Origin of the sequence: Pseudoxanthomonas daejeonensis, assembly GCF_010093205.1 — a bacterium.
In the GTDB taxonomy this organism is placed as follows: domain Bacteria; phylum Pseudomonadota; class Gammaproteobacteria; order Xanthomonadales; family Xanthomonadaceae; genus Pseudoxanthomonas; species Pseudoxanthomonas daejeonensis.
The window spans coordinates 37,546-55,598 of the sequence record NZ_PDWN01000014.1; the positions used below are offsets into that span (position 1 = coordinate 37,546).

At 69.6% G+C, this 18,053-nt stretch carries 25 protein-coding genes; 17 read left to right on the forward strand and 8 right to left on the reverse strand.

From position 1 onward, the window contains the following. Positions 1-22: 22 nt before the first annotated feature. The 3 genes from CSC65_RS13530 to CSC65_RS13540 all read left to right on the forward strand — a co-directional run bounded on the left by CSC65_RS13530 (position 23) and on the right by CSC65_RS13540 (position 2,330). A complete protein-coding gene (locus CSC65_RS13530; RefSeq protein WP_162411108.1) occupies positions 23-592 on the forward strand; it encodes an N-acetylmuramoyl-L-alanine amidase in 570 nt (189 codons plus the stop codon). A gap of 287 nt (positions 593-879) precedes the next feature. Continuing rightward, positions 880-1,803 (forward strand): acyl-CoA thioesterase II, encoded by a 924-nt coding sequence (gene tesB, locus CSC65_RS13535; RefSeq protein WP_162411109.1) that lies wholly within the window; start codon positions 880-882, stop codon positions 1,801-1,803. A 2-nt stretch (positions 1,804-1,805) separates the two neighbouring features. Beyond that, positions 1,806-2,330 carry a hypothetical protein gene (locus CSC65_RS13540; RefSeq protein ID WP_162411110.1) on the forward strand — a complete coding sequence of 175 codons (525 nt, stop codon included), beginning with the start codon at positions 1,806-1,808 and terminating at the stop codon, positions 2,328-2,330. 40 nt (positions 2,331-2,370) lie between these two features. Here the strand turns inward: CSC65_RS13540 and CSC65_RS13545 are convergent, their stop codons facing one another. Continuing rightward, a complete protein-coding gene (locus CSC65_RS13545) occupies positions 2,371-2,952 on the reverse strand; it encodes an EF-hand domain-containing protein (RefSeq protein WP_162411111.1) in 582 nt (193 codons plus the stop codon). A 167-nt stretch (positions 2,953-3,119) separates the two neighbouring features. Here CSC65_RS13545 and CSC65_RS13550 point away from each other — a divergent pair, with 167 nt between their 5' ends. Both CSC65_RS13550 and CSC65_RS13555 read left to right on the forward strand, forming a co-directional pair. Beyond that, the gene (locus CSC65_RS13550) at positions 3,120-3,857 is read left to right on the forward strand and encodes an arginyltransferase (protein WP_238390404.1); all 738 of its coding nucleotides are present in this window, start codon (positions 3,120-3,122) and stop codon (positions 3,855-3,857) included. A gap of 64 nt (positions 3,858-3,921) precedes the next feature. Further along, positions 3,922-5,130, forward strand: a complete 1,209-nt coding sequence (locus tag CSC65_RS13555; RefSeq protein WP_162411113.1) for an endonuclease/exonuclease/phosphatase family protein — start codon at positions 3,922-3,924, stop codon at positions 5,128-5,130. Positions 5,131-5,160: 30 nt separating this feature from the next. Here the strand turns inward: CSC65_RS13555 and purT are convergent, their stop codons facing one another. Beyond that, complete coding sequence (purT, locus tag CSC65_RS13560; protein ID WP_162411114.1) at positions 5,161-6,351, reverse strand: formate-dependent phosphoribosylglycinamide formyltransferase; 1,191 nt, start codon at positions 6,349-6,351, stop codon at positions 5,161-5,163. A 172-nt stretch (positions 6,352-6,523) separates the two neighbouring features. On the opposite strand from purT, the gene CSC65_RS13565 reads away from it, so the two are divergent. The 9 genes from CSC65_RS13565 (at position 6,524) to CSC65_RS13600 (ending at position 11,087) form a co-directional block, all read left to right on the forward strand. Continuing rightward, the gene (locus tag CSC65_RS13565) at positions 6,524-7,399 is read left to right on the forward strand and encodes an SPFH domain-containing protein (protein ID WP_162411115.1); all 876 of its coding nucleotides are present in this window, start codon (positions 6,524-6,526) and stop codon (positions 7,397-7,399) included. 10 nt (positions 7,400-7,409) lie between these two features. Continuing rightward, positions 7,410-7,685 carry a hypothetical protein gene (locus CSC65_RS13570; protein WP_162411116.1) on the forward strand — a complete coding sequence of 92 codons (276 nt, stop codon included), beginning with the start codon at positions 7,410-7,412 and terminating at the stop codon, positions 7,683-7,685. Between the two features lie 2 nt (positions 7,686-7,687). Beyond that, entirely contained in the window at positions 7,688-7,867 is a 180-nt protein-coding gene (locus CSC65_RS13575) for a type II toxin-antitoxin system antitoxin (protein ID WP_162411117.1), read from the forward strand. Further along, positions 7,864-8,043 (forward strand): DUF4177 domain-containing protein, encoded by a 180-nt coding sequence (locus CSC65_RS13580; RefSeq protein ID WP_162411118.1) that lies wholly within the window; start codon positions 7,864-7,866, stop codon positions 8,041-8,043. Before CSC65_RS13575 ends, CSC65_RS13580 begins: the two co-directional genes overlap by 4 nt. Positions 8,044-8,055: 12 nt before the next feature. Next, positions 8,056-8,178 (forward strand): hypothetical protein, encoded by a 123-nt coding sequence (locus CSC65_RS16295; RefSeq protein WP_274379416.1) that lies wholly within the window; start codon positions 8,056-8,058, stop codon positions 8,176-8,178. Between the two features lie 24 nt (positions 8,179-8,202). Then, a complete protein-coding gene (locus CSC65_RS13585) occupies positions 8,203-9,018 on the forward strand; it encodes a CPBP family intramembrane glutamic endopeptidase (RefSeq protein ID WP_238390405.1) in 816 nt (271 codons plus the stop codon). Next, complete coding sequence (locus tag CSC65_RS13590) at positions 9,015-9,611, forward strand: PH domain-containing protein (protein WP_162411119.1); 597 nt, start codon at positions 9,015-9,017, stop codon at positions 9,609-9,611. The genes CSC65_RS13585 and CSC65_RS13590 overlap by 4 nt, the downstream gene beginning before the upstream one ends. 9 nt (positions 9,612-9,620) lie before the next feature. After that, on the forward strand, positions 9,621-10,424 hold the full coding sequence (locus tag CSC65_RS13595; protein ID WP_162411120.1) for a M15 family metallopeptidase: 804 nt from the start codon (positions 9,621-9,623) through the stop codon (positions 10,422-10,424). A gap of 93 nt (positions 10,425-10,517) precedes the next feature. Beyond that, complete coding sequence (locus CSC65_RS13600; protein WP_162411121.1) at positions 10,518-11,087, forward strand: cytochrome b; 570 nt, start codon at positions 10,518-10,520, stop codon at positions 11,085-11,087. Here CSC65_RS13600 and CSC65_RS13605 read toward each other — a convergent pair. The 6 genes from CSC65_RS13605 to CSC65_RS13630 all read right to left on the reverse strand — a co-directional run bounded on the left by CSC65_RS13605 (position 11,068) and on the right by CSC65_RS13630 (position 15,643). Continuing rightward, complete coding sequence (locus CSC65_RS13605; RefSeq protein WP_162411122.1) at positions 11,068-11,742, reverse strand: DNA-3-methyladenine glycosylase family protein; 675 nt, start codon at positions 11,740-11,742, stop codon at positions 11,068-11,070. The genes CSC65_RS13600 and CSC65_RS13605 overlap by 20 nt on opposite strands. Before the next feature lie 2 nt (positions 11,743-11,744). Continuing rightward, positions 11,745-12,107 (reverse strand): DUF423 domain-containing protein, encoded by a 363-nt coding sequence (locus tag CSC65_RS13610; protein ID WP_162411123.1) that lies wholly within the window; start codon positions 12,105-12,107, stop codon positions 11,745-11,747. 107 nt (positions 12,108-12,214) lie between these two features. Continuing rightward, positions 12,215-13,375, reverse strand: coding sequence for a polyketide cyclase (locus CSC65_RS13615; RefSeq protein ID WP_162411124.1), 1,161 nt, complete (start codon positions 13,373-13,375; stop codon positions 12,215-12,217). A 281-nt stretch (positions 13,376-13,656) separates the two neighbouring features. Beyond that, on the reverse strand, positions 13,657-13,800 hold the full coding sequence (locus tag CSC65_RS16385; RefSeq protein WP_162411125.1) for a transcriptional regulator: 144 nt from the start codon (positions 13,798-13,800) through the stop codon (positions 13,657-13,659). A gap of 8 nt (positions 13,801-13,808) precedes the next feature. Further along, a complete protein-coding gene (locus CSC65_RS13625) occupies positions 13,809-14,450 on the reverse strand; it encodes a response regulator (RefSeq protein ID WP_162411126.1) in 642 nt (213 codons plus the stop codon). Next, positions 14,447-15,643 carry a sensor histidine kinase gene (locus tag CSC65_RS13630; protein WP_162411127.1) on the reverse strand — a complete coding sequence of 399 codons (1,197 nt, stop codon included), beginning with the start codon at positions 15,641-15,643 and terminating at the stop codon, positions 14,447-14,449. The genes CSC65_RS13625 and CSC65_RS13630 overlap by 4 nt, the downstream gene beginning before the upstream one ends. A gap of 148 nt (positions 15,644-15,791) precedes the next feature. On the opposite strand from CSC65_RS13630, the gene CSC65_RS13635 reads away from it, so the two are divergent. From CSC65_RS13635 to minD, 3 genes are all read left to right on the forward strand, one after another. After that, on the forward strand, positions 15,792-16,388 hold the full coding sequence (locus CSC65_RS13635; protein ID WP_162411128.1) for a GNAT family N-acetyltransferase: 597 nt from the start codon (positions 15,792-15,794) through the stop codon (positions 16,386-16,388). Between the two features lie 7 nt (positions 16,389-16,395). Continuing rightward, the gene (gene minC / locus CSC65_RS13640) at positions 16,396-17,169 is read left to right on the forward strand and encodes a septum site-determining protein MinC (protein WP_162411168.1); all 774 of its coding nucleotides are present in this window, start codon (positions 16,396-16,398) and stop codon (positions 17,167-17,169) included. Positions 17,170-17,241: 72 nt separating this feature from the next. Beyond that, on the forward strand, positions 17,242-18,051 hold the full coding sequence (gene minD, locus CSC65_RS13645) for a septum site-determining protein MinD (RefSeq protein ID WP_162411129.1): 810 nt from the start codon (positions 17,242-17,244) through the stop codon (positions 18,049-18,051). Positions 18,052-18,053 lie beyond the last annotated feature (2 nt).

The window sequence follows — 18,053 nt, forward strand, 5'->3', positions numbered from 1 at the left end:
GTGAATGCTAGCATCCCGGCCCATGTCGACCCTGCACGCACTGACTGTCATCGACGCCCCGCTGCCGTACGTGGAACGCCTGGAAACGCGCCCGCTGGCGCAGGTGGACCTGGTCGTCATCCACTGCACGGAGTTGCCCGACCTGGCCACCGCTCGCGAGTACGGCGAGCGCGTGCTCTACGACAGCGGCACCGGCAACAGCGGCCACTACTACATCGACCGCGACGGCACGGTGCTGCGCTACGTGCCCGAGGACCGCAGCGCACACCACGTGCGGGGCTGGAACCCGCGCGCGATCGGCATCGAGCTGGTCAACACCGGGCGCTATCCGCATTGGCTGGACTCGCGCCACCAGGCGATGGCCGAACCCTATCCGGACGCCCAGGTCGACGCTTTGGTCGCGCTGCTGAACCGTCTGGCCGGCGACCTGCCCGGGCTGCGCCACGTCGCCGGCCACGAGGACCTGGACCGCGACCGGGTGCCGGCCAGCGACGATCCGGCCGTGCTCGTGCAGCGCAAGCTCGATCCGGGCCCGCAGTTTCCGTGGGATCGCGTGCTGGCGGCGGTGCCGCTGCCGCGCCTGCCCCTGTAGGAGCAGCGTTCAGTCCGGCCGGGGCACGCGTTCCCATGACTCGGGTGGCGGCCTCGCGACCCAGCGGCCCTCGGTGTCGCGGTCATGCCCGCTCCTACGGGAGCCACGCAGCCTTGTAGGAGCGGGGTTTAGCCCGCGACACCGACGCTGCCCGCACGGCGACAGCAGGGCGGTTTCGAGTCCGGCGAGGTCGGCACGGGCCCGGCCATCATGGCCCTGGGGCCCGCGTCTACGTCCGTCGGGACACGGTCACCGCGCCGGTATAATTGCCCCCCTCACTCCCGTGCATGGCTCCGCCCTTGTCTTCCGCCCTTGGCCCCGTGGTTTCCGAACTGATCGACCTGCTCGCCCTGGAACGGCTCGAAGACAACCTGTTCCGTGGCCAGAGCCGCGACATCGGCACCAAGTACGTGTTCGGCGGGCAGGTGCTGGGCCAGGCGCTGGCGGCCGCACAGGCCACCATCGACAACGGCCGCCGGGCGCATTCGCTGCATGCCTATTTCCTGCGCGCCGGTGACATCGAGCATCCCATCGTCTACGACGTGGACCGCACCCGCGATGGCGGAAGTTTTTCGGTGCGCCGGATCACCGCGATCCAGCACGGCAAGGTGATCTTCTTCTGCGCCGCTTCGTTCCAGGACGACGAGCCCGGCGCCGAGCACCAGCTGAAGATGCCCGAGGTTCCGCAGCCGGAGGACATCATCCCCGCGCCGCCGGTGCCGCCGGAGGTGATGGCCACGTTGCCGACCAAGGTCCAGCGCTGGCTGTCGCGCGGCGGCCCGTTCGAGTTCCGCCACGTCTATCCGCGCGACGAACTCAATCCGCCCAAGCGTCCGCCCTACCAGCAGGTCTGGTTCCGCCTGCGCGAGAACGCCGGCGAGATCCCGGTCCAGCTGCACCAGGCCCTCCTGGCGTACGCCTCGGACTTCCACCTGCTCGGCACGGCGACGTTCCCGCACGGGATCAGCTACTACACGCCCAACGTGCAGATGGCCTCGCTCGACCACGCGCTGTGGTTCCACCGTCCGTTCCGCGCCGACGAGTGGCTGCTGTATTCGCTCGACAGCCCGAGCACCGAGGGCTCGCGCGGCCTCGCCCGTGGCCAGGTGTTCGATCGCCAGGGCCGGCTCGTGGCCAGCACCGCCCAGGAGGGCCTGATCCGCGTGGTGCCCGATCCGGACAGCGCGCGCCTGGTCCCGGCGAAGGACTGACGATGCGCCAGGTCTTCACCAGCCAGCGCCTGGAAACCGTGGAAGGCGTCGCCCGCCTGCTGCAGGACGCGGGCATCGACATCTACATCAGCCAGCCGCGCTCCTATCGCGGCCGGCGCCGCGGCCAGTTCAGCTACTCCGAACCGGTCCCCGCCAACCAGCAGCCGGCAGTGTGGGTGCGCAAGGCCGAAGACCAGCCGCGCGCGCGCGAACTGCTGCGCGAGGCCGGCCTGCTGGCGACCACGCGCACGTCGTATTCGGGCCTGCCGACACCGGCGACCGAAGCACTGCCCTCGCGCTTCGACGCCACCGAAGGCGGCGACAAGCGCTGGGCCTGGCGCGTGCGCATCGGCCTGCTGCTGGGGATCGCAGCGGTCGCGATGTTCATCTGGATCGGACGCAAGCCGCATCCGCCGGTCGCGCCCGCCACGCCGGAAGCGTCCACCGCGCAGCCGGCCCCGGGAACGGAAGAAGCCGGCGACGACGAGGAAGTGCGCGTACGCATCACCCCGCCGCCCGCCGGCTGACGGGCCCGCCTGCGCGGGCCCGGACCACCGTCCGATGCGCTTACTTCGCGCTGGCTTGCTTGGCCGGGCTGCCGGCGGCGCCGTGACCGCGCCCGCCCCGCTCACCGCCACGCTTGGCATGCGCGGCGTCGTACTCGGCGCGGCTGAGGCTGCCGTCCTTGTTGCTGTCGGCCGCAACGAACCATTCGTCACGGCGCTGCTTCCTCGCCACCTCGCGATCGGCGCGGTCGACGAAACCGTCCTTGTTGGCATCCATGCGCTCGAAGCGTTCGGCGAACTTCGGTTCCGCCGCGGCTTCGGCCTTGCTGATGCGGCCGTCCTTGTCCTTGTCCAGCTCGGCGAACGGGTGGCCGTGCCGCTTTCCGTCGTGCGAGCGGCGCGGCATCTCGCCACGATCGAGCTTGCCGTCCTTGTTCTTGTCGAGCGTGTCGAACTGCGCGGCCAGGCGCGGATGCGCGGCGGCTTCGGCGCGATCGACCAGGCCGTCCTGGTTGGTATCCAGCGGCTTGTGCGCCTTCACCGGATGCGGCGTGCCGGCAGCCGCAGGCTGGGTTTGCGCCAGGGCAGTGCCGGCGGTGATGGCCAACAGCGCCGCGGCGATCAGGGAAGGGGTCTTGTTCACGGGGTTCTCCAGAAGTCGTGGACTCGATGGCCACACCGGGGAAAACGTCGGCGGCTCCCCGCCGTTGACCGCCCGCCGGTTCCGTTCAGCCAGCAGCCGGCCAGCGCCGCACGGCGCCCACCCTGGCCGACGGCGCTATGCTGCGGCCATCCGTCGACCGCACTGCCATGGGCAACGACTCCTCCCCGACCGACGACCTGCGCCTGTTCCAGACCGGAGGCCATCCCTGCGGCTACTGGCCCGAGCGCAGCGCGCGCGACCTGGTGCTCGATCCGCGCGACCCGCGCCTGCCCGACATCTATCCGCAGGCGCTGGACTGGGGTTTCCGCCGCTCCGGCGACCTGGTCTACCGGCCGCACTGCGCGCAATGCCGGGCCTGCGTGGCCGTGCGCATCCCCGTAGCCGCGTTCGAGCCCGACCGCAGCCAGCGCCGCTGCCTGGCGCGCAACGCCACGGTCCAGACGCGGATCGCAACTGCGCGGCGCACGAGCGAACACTTCGCGCTGTACCAGCGCTACCTGGGCGCACGCCACCGCGACGGTGGCATGGACGGCCATGGCACCGCCGAGTTCGACCAGTTCCTGGTCGGCAGCTGGTCGGACACGCGCTTCATCGAAATGCGCGAGGCCGGCGAAGATGGCCCCGGCAGGCTGCTTGCGGTGGCGGTCACCGACCGGGTCGGCAGCGGGCTGTCTGCGGTCTACACCTTCTACGATCCGGAACTGCCGGAGCGCGGCCTCGGCACGCTGGCGATCCTGCACCAGATCCAATGGGCACAACGCGAGGGCCTGGAGCATCTCTACCTGGGCTACTGGATCCAGGACCACGCCAAGATGGACTACAAGCGACGCTTCCAGCCGCTGGAGGCGTTCGACGGGCGGCGTTGGCGCCGGTTCACCGGCTGAGGCGCGTGGAGGCACCTCGACTGCCTGTCGCATCCGCGCCACCCCGGCGTGCCAGAATCCGCGCATGCCGACCTCCGCCCGCCTCCTGCTTGCCACCCTCGCCTTGATCCTGTCCGCCTGCGCCGGCAACGGCACCGTCCCCGAAACGACCGCCGCCCCCACGACGCTGCGCGTGGCCACCTACAACACGTCGTTGTACGACGACGCCGATGGCGGCCTGGTGCGGCGCCTGCAGGCCGGCGACGCCGGCGCCCGCAAGATCGCAGCGGTGCTGCAGCAGGTGCGCCCGGACCTGGTCCTGCTCAACGAGTTCGATTACGACGCCGGCGGCATGGCCGCCGACCTGTTCCAGCGCGACTACCTGGAACGCCCGCAGGCGAGCGGCGGCGAGGCACTGCACTATCCGTACCGCTACTTCGCCGAAGTGAACACCGGCGTGCCCAGCGGCCTGGACCTGGACCGCAACGGCACGATCGGAGGCGAAGGCCGCGACCGTGGCAACGATGCCTGGGGCTACGGCCTGCACCCGGGGCAGTACGGGATGCTGGTGCTGTCCAAGCATCCGATCGACGCTGCGCAGGCGCGCAGTTTCCGCCTGCTGCGCTGGGCGGCGATGCCCGGCGCGCAGCGGCCGGTCGATCCGAAGACCGGCAGGTACTGGCACGACGATGCGGTCTGGGCGCAGCTGCGCCTGTCGTCGAAGTCGCACTGGGACGTGCCGGTGCGCACGCCGTCGGGCACCGTGCATTTCCTGGTCTCGCACCCGACCCCACCTGTCTTCGATGGCCCGGAAGACCGCAATGGCTTGCGCAACGCCGACGAGATCCGCCTGTGGCGCGAGTACCTTTTGCCGGGGACGCAGGCCTGGCTGTGCGACGACGCGGGCCGCTGCGGCGGCCTGGCCGGCGATGCGCGCTTCGTGATCGCCGGCGACCTCAACAACGATCCGGCCGATGGCGACGGCCACCACGAAGCGATCGTGGAACTGCTCGAGCATCCGCGCGTGCTGCGCATGGCCACGCCGCGTTCGGAGGGCGGTGCGGAAACCGCGCGCGCATACGCGGCCAAGGGCCTGCAGCGGCGCGGCGCGCCCGAGCACGTGACCGGCGACTTCGGACCGAAGGCCGGCGCGATGCGGCTGGACTACGTGCTGCCGTCGACCGGCTTCGAACTTCGCGGAAGCGGCGTGTTCTGGCCCGCGTCGACCGACCCGGCCGCCGCCATCGCCGACGGCAGCGACCACCACCTGGTGTGGGTCGACCTGGCGTTGTGAGGGCAACGGCGGCGCAGCGAGCGCCCCCGATTATTCCGGCAGGACTTCGATCCCGATCGCGGCTGCCGCATCACGGGCCACCGCGCGCGCGGCGTCGATGCCGTCGGCGCGCGCCAGGGTCACGCCCACGCGGCGATGGCCTTCCACGCGCGGCTTGCCGAACAGGCGCAATGCGGTGTCGGGCGCCTGCAGCGTGGCCTCCACGTTGGAGAACACCGGCACGCCATGGCCCTGCGCCAGCAGTGCGCATGAAGCCGAAGGCCCGTTCTGCCGGATGACCGGAATGGGGAGGCCCAGGATCGCGCGCGCATGCAGCGCGAACTCGCTCAGTTCCTGCGAAACCAGCGTCACCAGCCCGGTGTCGTGCGGTCGCGGCGATACCTCCGAGAACCACACCTCGTCGCCCTTCACGAACAGCTCCACGCCGAACACGCCCCAGCCGCCCAGGTCGTCGGTGACCGCGCGGGAGATCGCCTGCGCGCGTTCCAGCGCCAGCGGCGACATCGGCTGCGGCTGCCAGCTCTCGCGATAGTCGCCGTCACGTTGCAGGTGCCCGATCGGCTCGCAGAACGAGGTGCCGCCGGCATGGCGCACGGTCAGCAGGGTGATCTCGTAGTCGAAGTCGACGAAACCCTCGACGATGCAGCGCCCGGCGCCGGCGCGGCCGCCGGTCTGCGCGTACTCCCAGGCCGCCTCGACCTCGTGCTCGGTGCGCACCGTGCTCTGGCCCTTGCCCGAGGACGACATGACCGGCTTGACCACGCACGGCAGGCCGACCAGGGCGATCGCGGCGCGGTACTCGTCGAGGGTGTCGACGAAGCGATAGGGCGAGGTCGGCAGGCCCAGGGTTTCGGCGGCCAACCGGCGGATGCCCTCGCGGTCCATGGTCAGTCGCGCCGCGCGCGCGGTCGGGATCACCTTCTGCCCGTGCTCCTTCTCCAGCTGGATCAGGGTCTCGGTATGGATCGCCTCGATCTCCGGGACGATCAGGTCCGGCTGTTCCCGTGCGATGAGTTCGCGCAGGGCGAAGGTGTCGAGCATGTCCAGCACGTGGCTGCGGTGGGCGACCTGCATCGCCGGCGCATCGGCATAGCGGTCGGCGGCGATCACTTCCGCGCCCAGCCGCTGCAGCTCGAGGGCGACTTCCTTGCCCAGTTCGCCCGACCCCAGCAGCAGGACACGGGTGGCGTGGGGGGATAGCGGGGTTCCGATGCGGACCATGGCGGCAGGACGGGAGTGAGGGCCGGACAGTTTAGCCGGGGGAGTCCCTGCGCCCGGTCAGGCACGCTCCGCGGGCTGGCAGGCCCCGGATCAGCTCCAAGGCCCTGTACCCGCGGCCGTTGACAACTGATATCACAATGATATCTTTTGTCGGCGACCCAGGAGATCCGCCATGAAAGAGCTTCCGATCCGTTCCCTGCCCGGCATTCCCGTCCTCATCGTGGCCCTGCTCGCCAGTCTGGCGGCGGCCTGGCTGTTCGCCCGTGGCGTCGGCGTGGCCGGCATGGAGGGCGGCGGCATGTCCGTCATCGCCTCGGCCGTGCTGGCCCTGGCCATCATCCTGGCCATCACCGGCCTGTACTCGATCCAGCCCAACCAGGCCGCGGTGCTGAGCCTGTTCGGCAAGTACGTGGGCACGGTCAAGGAAGCCGGCCTGCGCTGGAACAACCCCTTCTACTCCAAGCGCAAGATCAGCCAGCGCGTGCGCAACTTCGAGAGCGGCAAGCTCAAGGTCAACGACCTGGACGGCAGCCCGATCGAGATCGCCGCGGTGATCGTGTGGCAGGTGGTGGATGCCTCCGAGGCGGTGTTCAACGTCGACGACTACGAAAACTTCGTCCACATCCAGTCCGAATCGGCGCTGCGGGCGATGGCGGCCAGCTATCCCTACGACCAGCACGACGAGGGCCAGACCGCGCTGCGCAGCCATCCGCAGGAAATCTCCGACCACCTGCAGGCGCAGATCGCCGAACGCCTGGGCACCGCCGGCGTCGAGGTGATCGAAGCGCGGATCAGCCATCTGGCGTACGCGCCGGAAATCGCCCAGGTGATGCTGCAGCGGCAGCAGGCCAACGCGGTGATCGCCGCACGCACGCGGATCGTGGCCGGCGCGGTGGGCATGGTCGAGATGGCCCTGGCCGAGCTGCAGAAGAACGGCGTGGTGCAGCTGGACGAGGAGCGCAAGGCGCAGATGGTCAGCAACCTGCTCGTCGTGCTGTGCGGCGAACGCGGCATGCAGCCGGTACTCAACGCCGGCTCGTTGTACTGAGGCGCCGCCGGTGGAAGCACTCGTGCCACTGGTCATCGCCATGAGCGGAATGCCCGCACTGGGTATCGCCGCCTGGTACGCGCGCGCCGACGATGCGCACAGCCGCGGCGCTGCGCTGCGCTGGGCCCTGGTCGCCCTGGCGATGCTGGGCGGCGCGATCGGCCTCTACTTCGCCGGCGGCAGCACCACCGCCGTGACCACGGTGGTGGTGGCGATGGTGGTGGCGGTCAACGCGCTTCTGGTGTCGGTGGTCCTGCACCTGCGGCGTAGCGGCGGGAAGCGCTGACGATGGCGGAGAAGAAGGCCTATCCCCTGCGGGTCAACGCCGACGTGCTGGCGGCGGCGCAGCGGTGGGCCGACGACGAGCTGCGCAGCCTCAACGCACAGATCGAGTACGTGTTGCGCGACGCACTGCGCAAGGCAGGCCGGCTGCCCAGGCCGGCCGATGACCAGGAGGACGAAGGATGAGCACGCGCTGGCAGTACCAGGTGGTCGAATTCAAGCCGAGCCTGATGGGTTCGTTCAAGCAGGACGCATTGCAGGAAGCCCTGGCGCGCCAGGGACAGCTGGGCTGGGAGCTGGTCCAGATCGTATCGCCCGGCCCGATGATGGCGCTGCTGGCGGTGTTCAAACGCGAAGCCTGACGGAGTACGCCCATGCTGCATATCGTCCACCTGATCGAACGCCGCCATGGGTCCCGCGCGAGGCCGCTCATCATCGCGCTCGTGGTCGCTTCGGGCAGCGCGCTGCTTGCCGGCGTGGCGCTGGCGCTGCGCTGACCCGCGCAGTATTCGAGGCCGCCCGTGCCGCACGCGCACCCGAGCTCCATCGCTCCCGCCTCGGCGATCGAGGACCTGAAGATCGCCGCGGCCTGGGGCGTGCTCGCCGGCCTGTCTGCCGCCGCGCTGATGCCCTACCTCGCCCAGACCATGCCGGACGCCTTCACCCGGGTCCGCTTGCCGCTCGGCGTAATTGCCGCCGCACAGGGCGCCCAGGCGCTGGTACTGGTCGGCCTGCTGGCGTGGGCCGGGCTGCGCATGGGCCACCGCGTGGGACTGGGCAGCCCGGTGCTGCACGCCTGGCTGGTGGCGCGGCGGCGCCCGGACTGGGCGCGCCTGAAACCGCTGCACGCCGTGCTCCTGGGCATCGCGGCCGCACTGGCGATCCTGGCGGTGGCACCGCTGCTCGACCGGGCGATGCCGCCGATGCTGCATCCGCCCGCGTCGGCGACCGCGGGCCTGTCAGCGTTCAACGGCTTCCTTGCGTCCTTCTACGGCGGCATCGTCGAGGAATTGCTGCTGCGGCTGTTCCTGATGACCCTGCTGCTCTGGATTGTGGCGCGGCGGCGGCGGACAGCGCTGCCGGATTGGGCCTACTGGCTGGCCATCGTGATCGCCGCGTTGCTGTTCGGCGCCGGACACCTGCCCGCAGCGGCGAACATCTGGGGCCTGGAGCCGGTGGTGGTGCTGCGCACGCTGCTGCTCAACGGCATCGCCGGGCTCGCCTTCGGCTGGCTGTACTGGAAGCGCGGCCTGGAGATGGCGATGCTCGCGCACTTCAGCGCCGACATCGTGTTGCACGTCGCCGTTCCCCTGCTTTGGCCCGGAGCCCTGCCATGACCGATCGCCGCGAGGACGCATCCTTGACCTTGGCCGCGCCCGGCAGCCGCGCCGGCTTCTGGCTGTTCGCGCTGACCTTCGTCCTGCCGGTGCTGGTCACTACCCTGGCAGTGGCTGTACCGGTGCTCGCCGGCGGGCCGCTGAAACTGATCGCGGGCAGCCTGCCACTGACCCTGATTGCCACCCTCGGCGGCATCGCCCTGCTATGCGGCGTCCTCTGGTGGGTACTGGCGAGGCTCATGCGCCGGCAGGCCCTGGTCCTGTCGCCGGAACTGCTGGAAGTACGCTCCAGCTTCTACCGCTGCCGCATCCCGCTGCGCGAGCTGAAGCTGGACCAGGCCCGCATCGTCGACCTGGACGAGCACACCGAACTGCGCACGATGCTCAAGACCAACGGCTTCGGCCTGCCCGGCTTCCACAGCGGCTGGTTCCTGCTGCGCAACCGGCGGCGCAGCTTCGTCGCCATCGCCGACGGCCGCCGCAAGCTGTGGCTGCCCGGCAGCGGCAAGCACGACCTGCTCCTCGAAGCGACCGATCCGGCCGCACTGCTCGCGCGCCTGCGCGCGCTGGCGATGTCGGGCGGGCGTGGCTAACCTGCGTCGATGCGAACGTACCCCGCCCCGCTCCACGCCCGCCTGCTGAACACCGCCGACATCGAACTGTGGCCGGCGGCGCTGCTCCGGGCCCGCGGCAATGCCGACGCGCGCGCACTGTCGCGCGCCCATGCCGTCCTGCGGCGCAAGCGCGATGGCCGCTACCTGGCCGCGGCGCTGCCTGAAGGCCTGCTGCCGCTGGTGCCGCGGCTGGCAAACGAAGCCGGCATCGACGAGGCGCTGGACCTGCTTGAAGCCGATGGCAGGCGCGGTCCGGCGCGTGCGCCGCGGACGCTGCCGCTGCACCGCCTGCAGGAACGGCTGGAGGCGCTGGGTATCGACGACGGTTATGCGCGTCGTACCGGACTGTCGCTGGTCGCCGAGCCGGAGTGGCTGCTGCTGGCCGACTTCGATCGCTATCGCCGCCCCCTGTGGCTGCAACCGGTCGCAGCGCGATCCTGGCAGGCGATGCGTCGCGCCGCCGCGACGGACGGCATCGGGCTCGAATCCATTTCCGGTTATCGCAGCCACGACTACCAGCTGGGCATCTTCGAGCGGAAATTCGCACGCGGCCAGTCGCTCGCGCAGATCCTCGCGGTGAATGCCGCTCCGGGCTACAGCGAACACCACGGTGGTCGCGCACTGGACATCGGCACCCCGGGCGAGCCGGCGGCGGAGGAATCGTTCGAGGCCACGCCGGCGTTCGCCTGGCTGTCGAGCCATGCCGCCGCGCACGGGTTCACGATGAGCTACCCGCGCGCAAACCCGCACGGCATCGTGTACGAGCCGTGGCACTGGAGTTTCGCCGGTTGAACCAGCGCCGGCGCTGGTCGGCTTGACCTGGATCAAGAGGCCGGGCCTGGATGGGCAGATACTCCAGCCCATCCCCATCGCCATGCCGCCATCGTGCCCCAGCAGCCACCTGCCCGTTACCCGCGTGGAATCATCGCGCTGCACTGGATCACCCTGCTCCTGCTGATCGCGGTCTACGCGACGATGGAACTGCGCGGCGTGTTCCCGCGCGGCAGCGCACCCCGCGACGCGATGAAAACGGCGCACTACTTCCTGGGCATTACGGTCTTTGCCCTGACCTGGCTGCGCCTCGGCCTGCGCCTGTCCGGCCGCATTCCGCCGATCACGCCGCAGCCGCCTAAGTGGCAGTCGATGATGGCCGCGCTCGTCGCACTCGTGCTGTATGGCCTGCTGCTGGCGATGCCCGTCATCGGCTATCTGATCCTGAATGCCGAAGGTCACGCCCCGGCCATCGCCGGGATGCAGCTGCCGCTCCTGATTCCCGCGCAGCCAGGCCTGGCCGAAAGCCTTGAGGGCTGGCACGAACGCATCGCCGTGGCGGGCTACTGGCTGGTCGGATTGCATGCGCTGGCGGCCATCTACCACCACCACGTACGCCGCGACGATGCGCTGTTGCGGATGTCGTTGCGCCGCCGGGCTCCGGTCAATCCTGGGAACGGTTGACGGGCTTCTTCGTTTCGGTGGTGAAGTCGGCGATGCGCCACAGGTACAGGCTGGCGTAGCTGCGGTAAGGCCCCCACTTCTCGCCGCGCGCGAGCAGCTCCTTCGGCGTCGGCATCGCTTCCTGCCTGTCCACCTTCTGCGCACCCTTGCGGATGCCCAAGTCGTCGATGGGCAGGACGTCGGGCCGCCCGAGGCGGAACATCAGCATCATCTCGACCGTCCACCTGCCGATGCCGCGTACCGGCACCAGCGCGGCGACGATCTCGTCCTGGTGCATGGTCGACATGCGACGCAGGTCCGGGATCTCGCCCTGCGCCTCACGCGCGGCGAGGTCGCGCAGCGCAAGGGCCTTGTTCCCGGAAACGCCGCAGGCACGCAACGCGGTGTCGTCGATCCGGCCCAGGGTGTCGTGGTGCAGGCGGGTACTGCCGATCGCAGTCTCCACGCGACCGACAATGGTTGAAGCGGCCTTGCCCGACAGCTGCTGGAACAGGATTGCGCGGGCCAGCGCATCGACAGGATCGAATGGTTTGCGCCAGCGCGGTTCGGCCGGCAGCGGCCCCAGCCGCTTCATCCACGCGCCGAGCTTGCGGTCGCGCCGCGACAGGTGCTCGTAGGCGGCGTCCACGTCGAACCCGCGCGCATGGCGGGGCATGGTCAGCGCCTCACCGAATCGACGGCCAGCAGGATCCAGCTGGCCATCAGCAGCGTGCCGCCGAACGGTGCCAGCCGCGTGGGCCAGCCCAGCAGCGCGCCCCCGGCCAGACTGCCGGCGAACAGGAGCGTGCCCAGCAACAGGCCCGCCAGCGCCAGCCAGCGCAACCGGCGCGCCGGCGCCTGGGCCAAGGCCACCAGCACCGCGCCGTGGGCGAACGCGTAAAGGCTCGCGGTCTGCAGGTTGCCGCGCGCGTGCGCATCGGCGATGCCATGGGCCGCGTATGCCGAGGCTCCGATCGCCAGCGCGGCCAGTACCGCACCGCTCGCCGCAAGCCAGGCTCCCGCCGGTCCGTTCCGCTGCATCACCCTGCCCCGTCGTCATCGCGCTGGCCGCGAGCCTAAACGAAAAAGCGCCGCTTGCGCGGCGCTTTTCGTGGATCCGTATCCCGGCCGGCGATGCCGGCCCCGGGTTACTTGATTGCCCAGTAGATGTCGTAGGTGCCTTCGGCGGTGAAGGACTTGTCGATGCCACCCTTCCAGATCTCGTACGGACGATCGGTCACTTCGTAGCCGTGGGTCAGCGACCAGGCACGCAGCGCGTTGCGGGCGGCATCCAGCTCGGCCATGTAGCCGGTGTAGGACGCGAACGCGGCGCGGCGCGGCTCGGTGCGGATGTACTCGACCGGAGCGCCTGCCGGCACCGTCACCTTCAGCGGCTCGCCTTCGGCGGCCAGCTGCTCGGCGACGTTTTCGGCCGGGGTATCGGTCTCCGGCTCCGGCGTTTCGCCGGCCAGCGGGGCCTGCACGGCCTGCGCGACCTTGCGGCGGACCGGCACGGCCACGTCGAACGCGTACTTCTCGGCGCCGAAATCGGTGGTGATGATGCGCACCGGACCAGCAGCTTCAAGACCCGGGTTGGCTTCAAGCGTGCGCTTGATCCATTCCTGGTTGTTCTTGATGGACTGCTTGATCGCCTCGTTGTTGCGCTCGATGTTGCCGGCGTTGACCACCAGCAGGTCCAGCGCGGGCACGTCGACGATCTTCAGGCCGGTGAGCGGAACGCCTTCGGCGCGATAGTCGAAGTTCGGCACCGTCGCCAGCATGTTGGCCATGCGGCTCAGGCCCAGCTTGACGTCGTCGCCGACGTGGCGGCTGACGTACAGGCCCGCGTAGCGACCCAGCAGGTTCCAGCCGTAGTCGACGTCGTAGGTCTGGGTGATCTTGACGTTGCGGTTGTTCTTGCCGGTCGGCTCGAGCAGGAACTGCACGGTCTTGTCGCTGCCGCGGCGTTCGTCCTCGACCTTGATCACGACCTTCTCGTTGGGGACGCTTTCGACGATCTCCCAGCTGCCCTGGCCGACGTGCGCTTCGGTGGAAGCGTAGTCGAGGCGGGAGCCGACGCCGGACTCGGCACCGGTGACGTTCAGCTGCATCTTCGGATCGCGCAGGACCAGCGGGTTCCAGTCCTTGAAGCGGCGAAGGTTGTTCACCGTGTCATAGGCGATGGTCATCTTGCGGTTGGTCTCGACGCTCTCCGAAATGTGCCGGTGCGAAGGCAGAACCAGACCGACCGCCAGGGCCAGAACAGCAACGATGCCCAAGGCGATCAGGAACTCGATAATGCGGGTCATTCAGCAGTCTCCGGCGCCGATCCACGGCAAGTTGGCAATGCGAGCCGCGAATCGTAGCAGGCTTCGCCGTCCGCGCGCAGCCAGCAGCGAGGACGGAGCCACGATAAACGGAATTCTTACACCCGGCTCGCCGGATGTCCCCCATGGACAGGGCGGGCGCGCCCAAGTTCCTGCCCGGGCCGGACGCCCGCTGAACGGACCTGTGTCCGCGCAATCGCAGGCTGCCCGGCCGCCCTGGCCCCGAGGCCCGTCGCGCTGCGGCGGGCCGGACATCCTGACCCTCAGACCCGTTGGAGCTCGAACGCCTTGAGGACCGCGCGGGTGCGGTCGCGCACGCCGAGCTTGCTCAGGGTGAGCGGGCGCGGCTTGCGAGCCCCCGGCTCGCGCGCCTGCGAACGCCCGCCGCGCTGCGGCGGGCCGGACATCCTGACCCTCAGACCAGTTGGAGCTCGAACGCCTTGAGGACCGCGCGGGTGCGGTCGCGCACGCCGAGCTTGCTCAGGATGTTGGACACGTGGTTCTTGATCGTGCCCTCGGCCACGCCCAGCGAATTGGCGATCTCCTTGTTGGAGAAGCCCGACGCCATCAGCCGCAGGATCTCGGTCTCGCGGTCCGTCAGCGGGTCCGGCCGGTCCAGGCTGACGAAATCGTTGCGCATGTGCTCCAGGCCCGAGAGCAGGCGCTGGGTGACCGCCGGCTGCACCAGCGAACCGCCGTCGGCCACCGTCCGGATCGCGCCCACCAGCTGCTCCAGCGAGACGTCCTTGAGCAGGTAGCCCTTGGCCCCGGCCTTGAGCCCGGCCAGCACGAGCTGGTCGTCATCGAAGGTGGTCAGGATGATGGTCGGCGGCAGCTGCTCCAGGCGCGAAAGCACCTGCAGGGCTTCCAGCCCGGACATCGCCGGCATGCGCATGTCCATGAGGACCACGTCCGGCTTGACCTGCGGGATCAGCTCGACCGCCTGGCGGCCGTCGCCGGCCTCGGCAATCACTTCGATACCGCCATCGAGCGCCAGCAGGGAACGGATGCCCTGGCGGACCAGGGTCTGGTCGTCGACCAGGCAGACTCGGATCATGGAAGCGCTCCTTCGATGGCCGGGTGGGCCGGGGTGGAGACGGGAATGGACAGGCGCAGCCGGAAGCCGGCGCCCCTGCGGGTCTGGATTTCGAGGGTACCGCCACACTGCTGGAGCCGTTCGCGCATGCCGCGCAGGCCATTGCCGGGCACCAGGCCATCCGCCCCCTGGCCATCGTCGACGGCCTCCAGCAGGATCGCCCCGGCCTCGCGCCAGACCCGGATCGACAGGTGGCGGGCGCTGGCGTGGCGCACGGCATTGGTGATGATTTCCTGGGTGCAGCGCAACATCACGTGGGCGCGTTCGGGATCATCGATGGCCAGCGGCGACTCGATGTCCAGGGAGATGTCCAGCGCGGGCACGTGGTCGGCCAGCGGCCGCAGCGCTGCCGACAGGTCGATGCCACCGCTGGCGTCGCGCAGCTGGCTGACCGCCTCGCGCACGTCGGTCAGCAGCAGCCGCGCCAGGGTCTTGGCCTGGCGCACGTGCTCCTGGGCCCGGCCCTCGGTCAGGTGGCTGGCCACTTCGAGGTTCAGGCTCAGCGCCGTCAGGTGATGGCCGAGCAGGTCGTGCAGCTCGCGCGAAATCCGGGTGCGCTCGTTGACCCGGGCGCTCTCTGCCAGTAGCGCGCGGGTGGCGCGCAGTTCGGCGTTGAGCCGGCGCTGGTCGTCGCGGGCCTGGGCCTGCTGCTTGGCGACCAGGCTGGTCACGTAAATGAACATCGAGAAGCCGCCGTACAGCAGCGACTGCATCAACGCCTCGAACAGGGGCATCCGGAAGACGTTGTAATAGATCGGAAGCACGGCCAGCTGGCTCGCCAGCAGCAGGACGACGCCCGCGGTGGCCGGCAACAGCCACGGAATGACCCCGGCCGCCACCATCAGCAGGATGCTGCCCAGCCCGGATTCGTTGAAATAGCTCACCCCCAGGGCAAGCACGGTCAGTACCAGCAGCAGCACCCGGTCCGTCCAGTTGGCCGCCGCATGGCCCAGCCCGCGGGTCAGCCACCAGTAGCAGGCGCCGAAGCCGAGGTAGCAGCCGAACAGCCAGGCGGTACGGCCGCTGTCTGCGGCGAGGTTCTCGCTGCCATAGGCCGGCACGTACTGCGAATACACCAGCGGCACGCCGACCATCGCCCAGGTGAACAGGCCGGCATAGCGCAACAGGCGGGTATGGCTGAGACGTCCGAACATGACCGCATCTTACGGGGCCATTCGCCGCGCCGCCGCGGACGGAAGTCATGCCCTCGCCCGGGCTTGGCCCCCGTGCGATAATCCCGGCTGGTCGCACCGCCGGCCCCGCTACAGCACCAACGCCCCTCACGGAGTCGGCTTTACCCCCATGTCCATCGTCATCCGCGACGTGCGCGAACACGAGCTGGACTCGGTCCTGGCGCTCAACAACAACGCCGGCTCGGCGATCCTGCCCCTGGATGCCGCCAAGCTGCGCGGCTTCTTCGACAGCGCCGAGTACTTCCGGGTCGCCGAGCGCGACGGCAACCTGGCCGGGTTCCTGGTCGGTTTCGGCAGCGATGCCGAACACGACAGCAGCAACTTTGCCTGGTTCAAGGCGCGCTACCCCCACTTCTTCTATATCGACCGGATCGTGGTGGCCAGCCGGCGCCGTGGCGGCGGCGTGGGCCGCGCGTTCTACGCCGACGTGCAGAGCTACGCCGAACTGCGCTACCCGCAGCTGTGCTGCGAGGTGTTCCTCGACCACGGCGCCGACCCGGCCCTGCTGTTCCACGGCAGCTTCGGCTTCCACGAGGCCGGCCAGAACGTGATGCCGGACGTGGACGTGCGCGCCAGCATGATGACCAAGTCCCTGTGCAGCTATCCGTGGGTCCACGAGACCTACGGCGACAACCTGCCCGACCTGCCCTGGGTCGGTCGCTCCCGCCGGCAGCAGCCGCGCGACAGCCGTGCGACGGGTACCTGACGTGGGGTTGGCGGCGAACGACTACGAACAGGCGGGCGAACTGAAGATCGGCCAGGTCGGCATCGCCAACCTGCGCATCCGCACCCTCGACGTCGAGCAACTGGTCCGCGAGATGCGCGAGCGCGTCGAGCGCGCACCCAAGCTGTTCGGCCGCGCGGCGGTGATCGTCGATTTCGGTGGCCTGGCCCAGACCCCGGACCAGGCCACTGCCCGCGCCCTGATCGATGGCCTGCGCGACGCGGGCGTGCTGCCGGTGGCACTGGCCTACGGCACCCGCGACAACGACGCGCTTGCCGAGGCCCTCGGCTTGCCGGTCCTGGCGAAATTCCGCGCGCAGTACGAGCGCGCCGAAGGGGCGCCTGCCCCCGCGCCAGCCCCTGCACCGCGCGAAGCGGCGCCCGCCGCCGCACCGCGCGCGACCCCCAAGGCCGTGCCGGCCGAGCAGCCGCGCGCGCCGGGCCGCATGCAGAAGACCGCGGTCCGCTCGGGCCAGCAGCTGTATGCCGAAGGCTGCGACCTGACCGTGCTGTCCACGGTCGGCGCCGGTGCGGAAGTGATCTCCGACGGTTCCATCCACATCTACGGCAGCCTGCGCGGCCGGGCCCTGGCCGGCGCGCAGGGCAATACCGACGCACGGATCTTCTGCCGCGACTTCCAGGCCGAGCTGGTGGCCATTGCCGGCAACTACAAGGTACTGGACGATGTCCCCGAAAAATTGCGCGGCAAGGCCGTGCAGATCTGGCTGGAAAACGGCCAGCTGAAGCTGGCCGCACTCGAATGACCCTGTCGCGCCGGCTGGCGCGCACGCCCACCGCATGCAGCAACATCGCACCCCGCATCCAGGAGACATCCATTGGCTGAAATCATCGTAGTCACATCCGGCAAGGGCGGCGTGGGCAAGACCACCTCCAGCGCCAGCATCGCCCTGGGCCTGGCCAAGCGCGGCCACAAGGTGGCCGTGATCGATTTCGACGTCGGCCTGCGCAACCTCGACCTGATCATGGGTTGCGAGCGGCGCGTGGTGTACGACTTCGTCAATGTCGTCCACGGCGAGGCCACGCTCAAGCAGGCCCTGATCAAGGACAAGCGTTTCGACAACCTGTTCGTGCTGGCCGCATCGCAGACCCGCGACAAGGACGCACTGACCAAGGAAGGCGTGGAGAAGGTGCTCAAGGACCTGGCCGCCGACGGCTTCGACTACATCGTCTGCGACTCGCCGGCCGGCATCGAGAAGGGCGCTTTCCTGGCCATGTACTTCGCCGACAAGGCGGTCGTGGTGGTCAATCCGGAAGTGTCCTCCGTGCGCGACTCCGACCGGATCATCGGCCTGCTCGATTCCAAGACCCGCCACGCCGAGAACGGGGGAACGGTCCCTTCGCACCTGCTGCTGACCCGCTACAGCCCCGCGCGCGTGGCCACCGGCGAGATGCTCAGCATCACCGACGTGGAGGAGGTGCTGGGCCTGAAGGCCGTCGGCGTCATCCCCGAGTCCTCGGACGTGCTCAACGCCTCCAACAAGGGCGAGCCGGTGATCCTGGAGTCCGAATCGGAGGCCGGCCAGGCCTATGACGATGCGGTCGCCCGCCTGCTCGGCGAAGAACGGCCGATGCGCTTCATCACGCTGGAGAAGAAAGGTTTCTTCAGCAAGCTGTTCGGAGGTTGAGC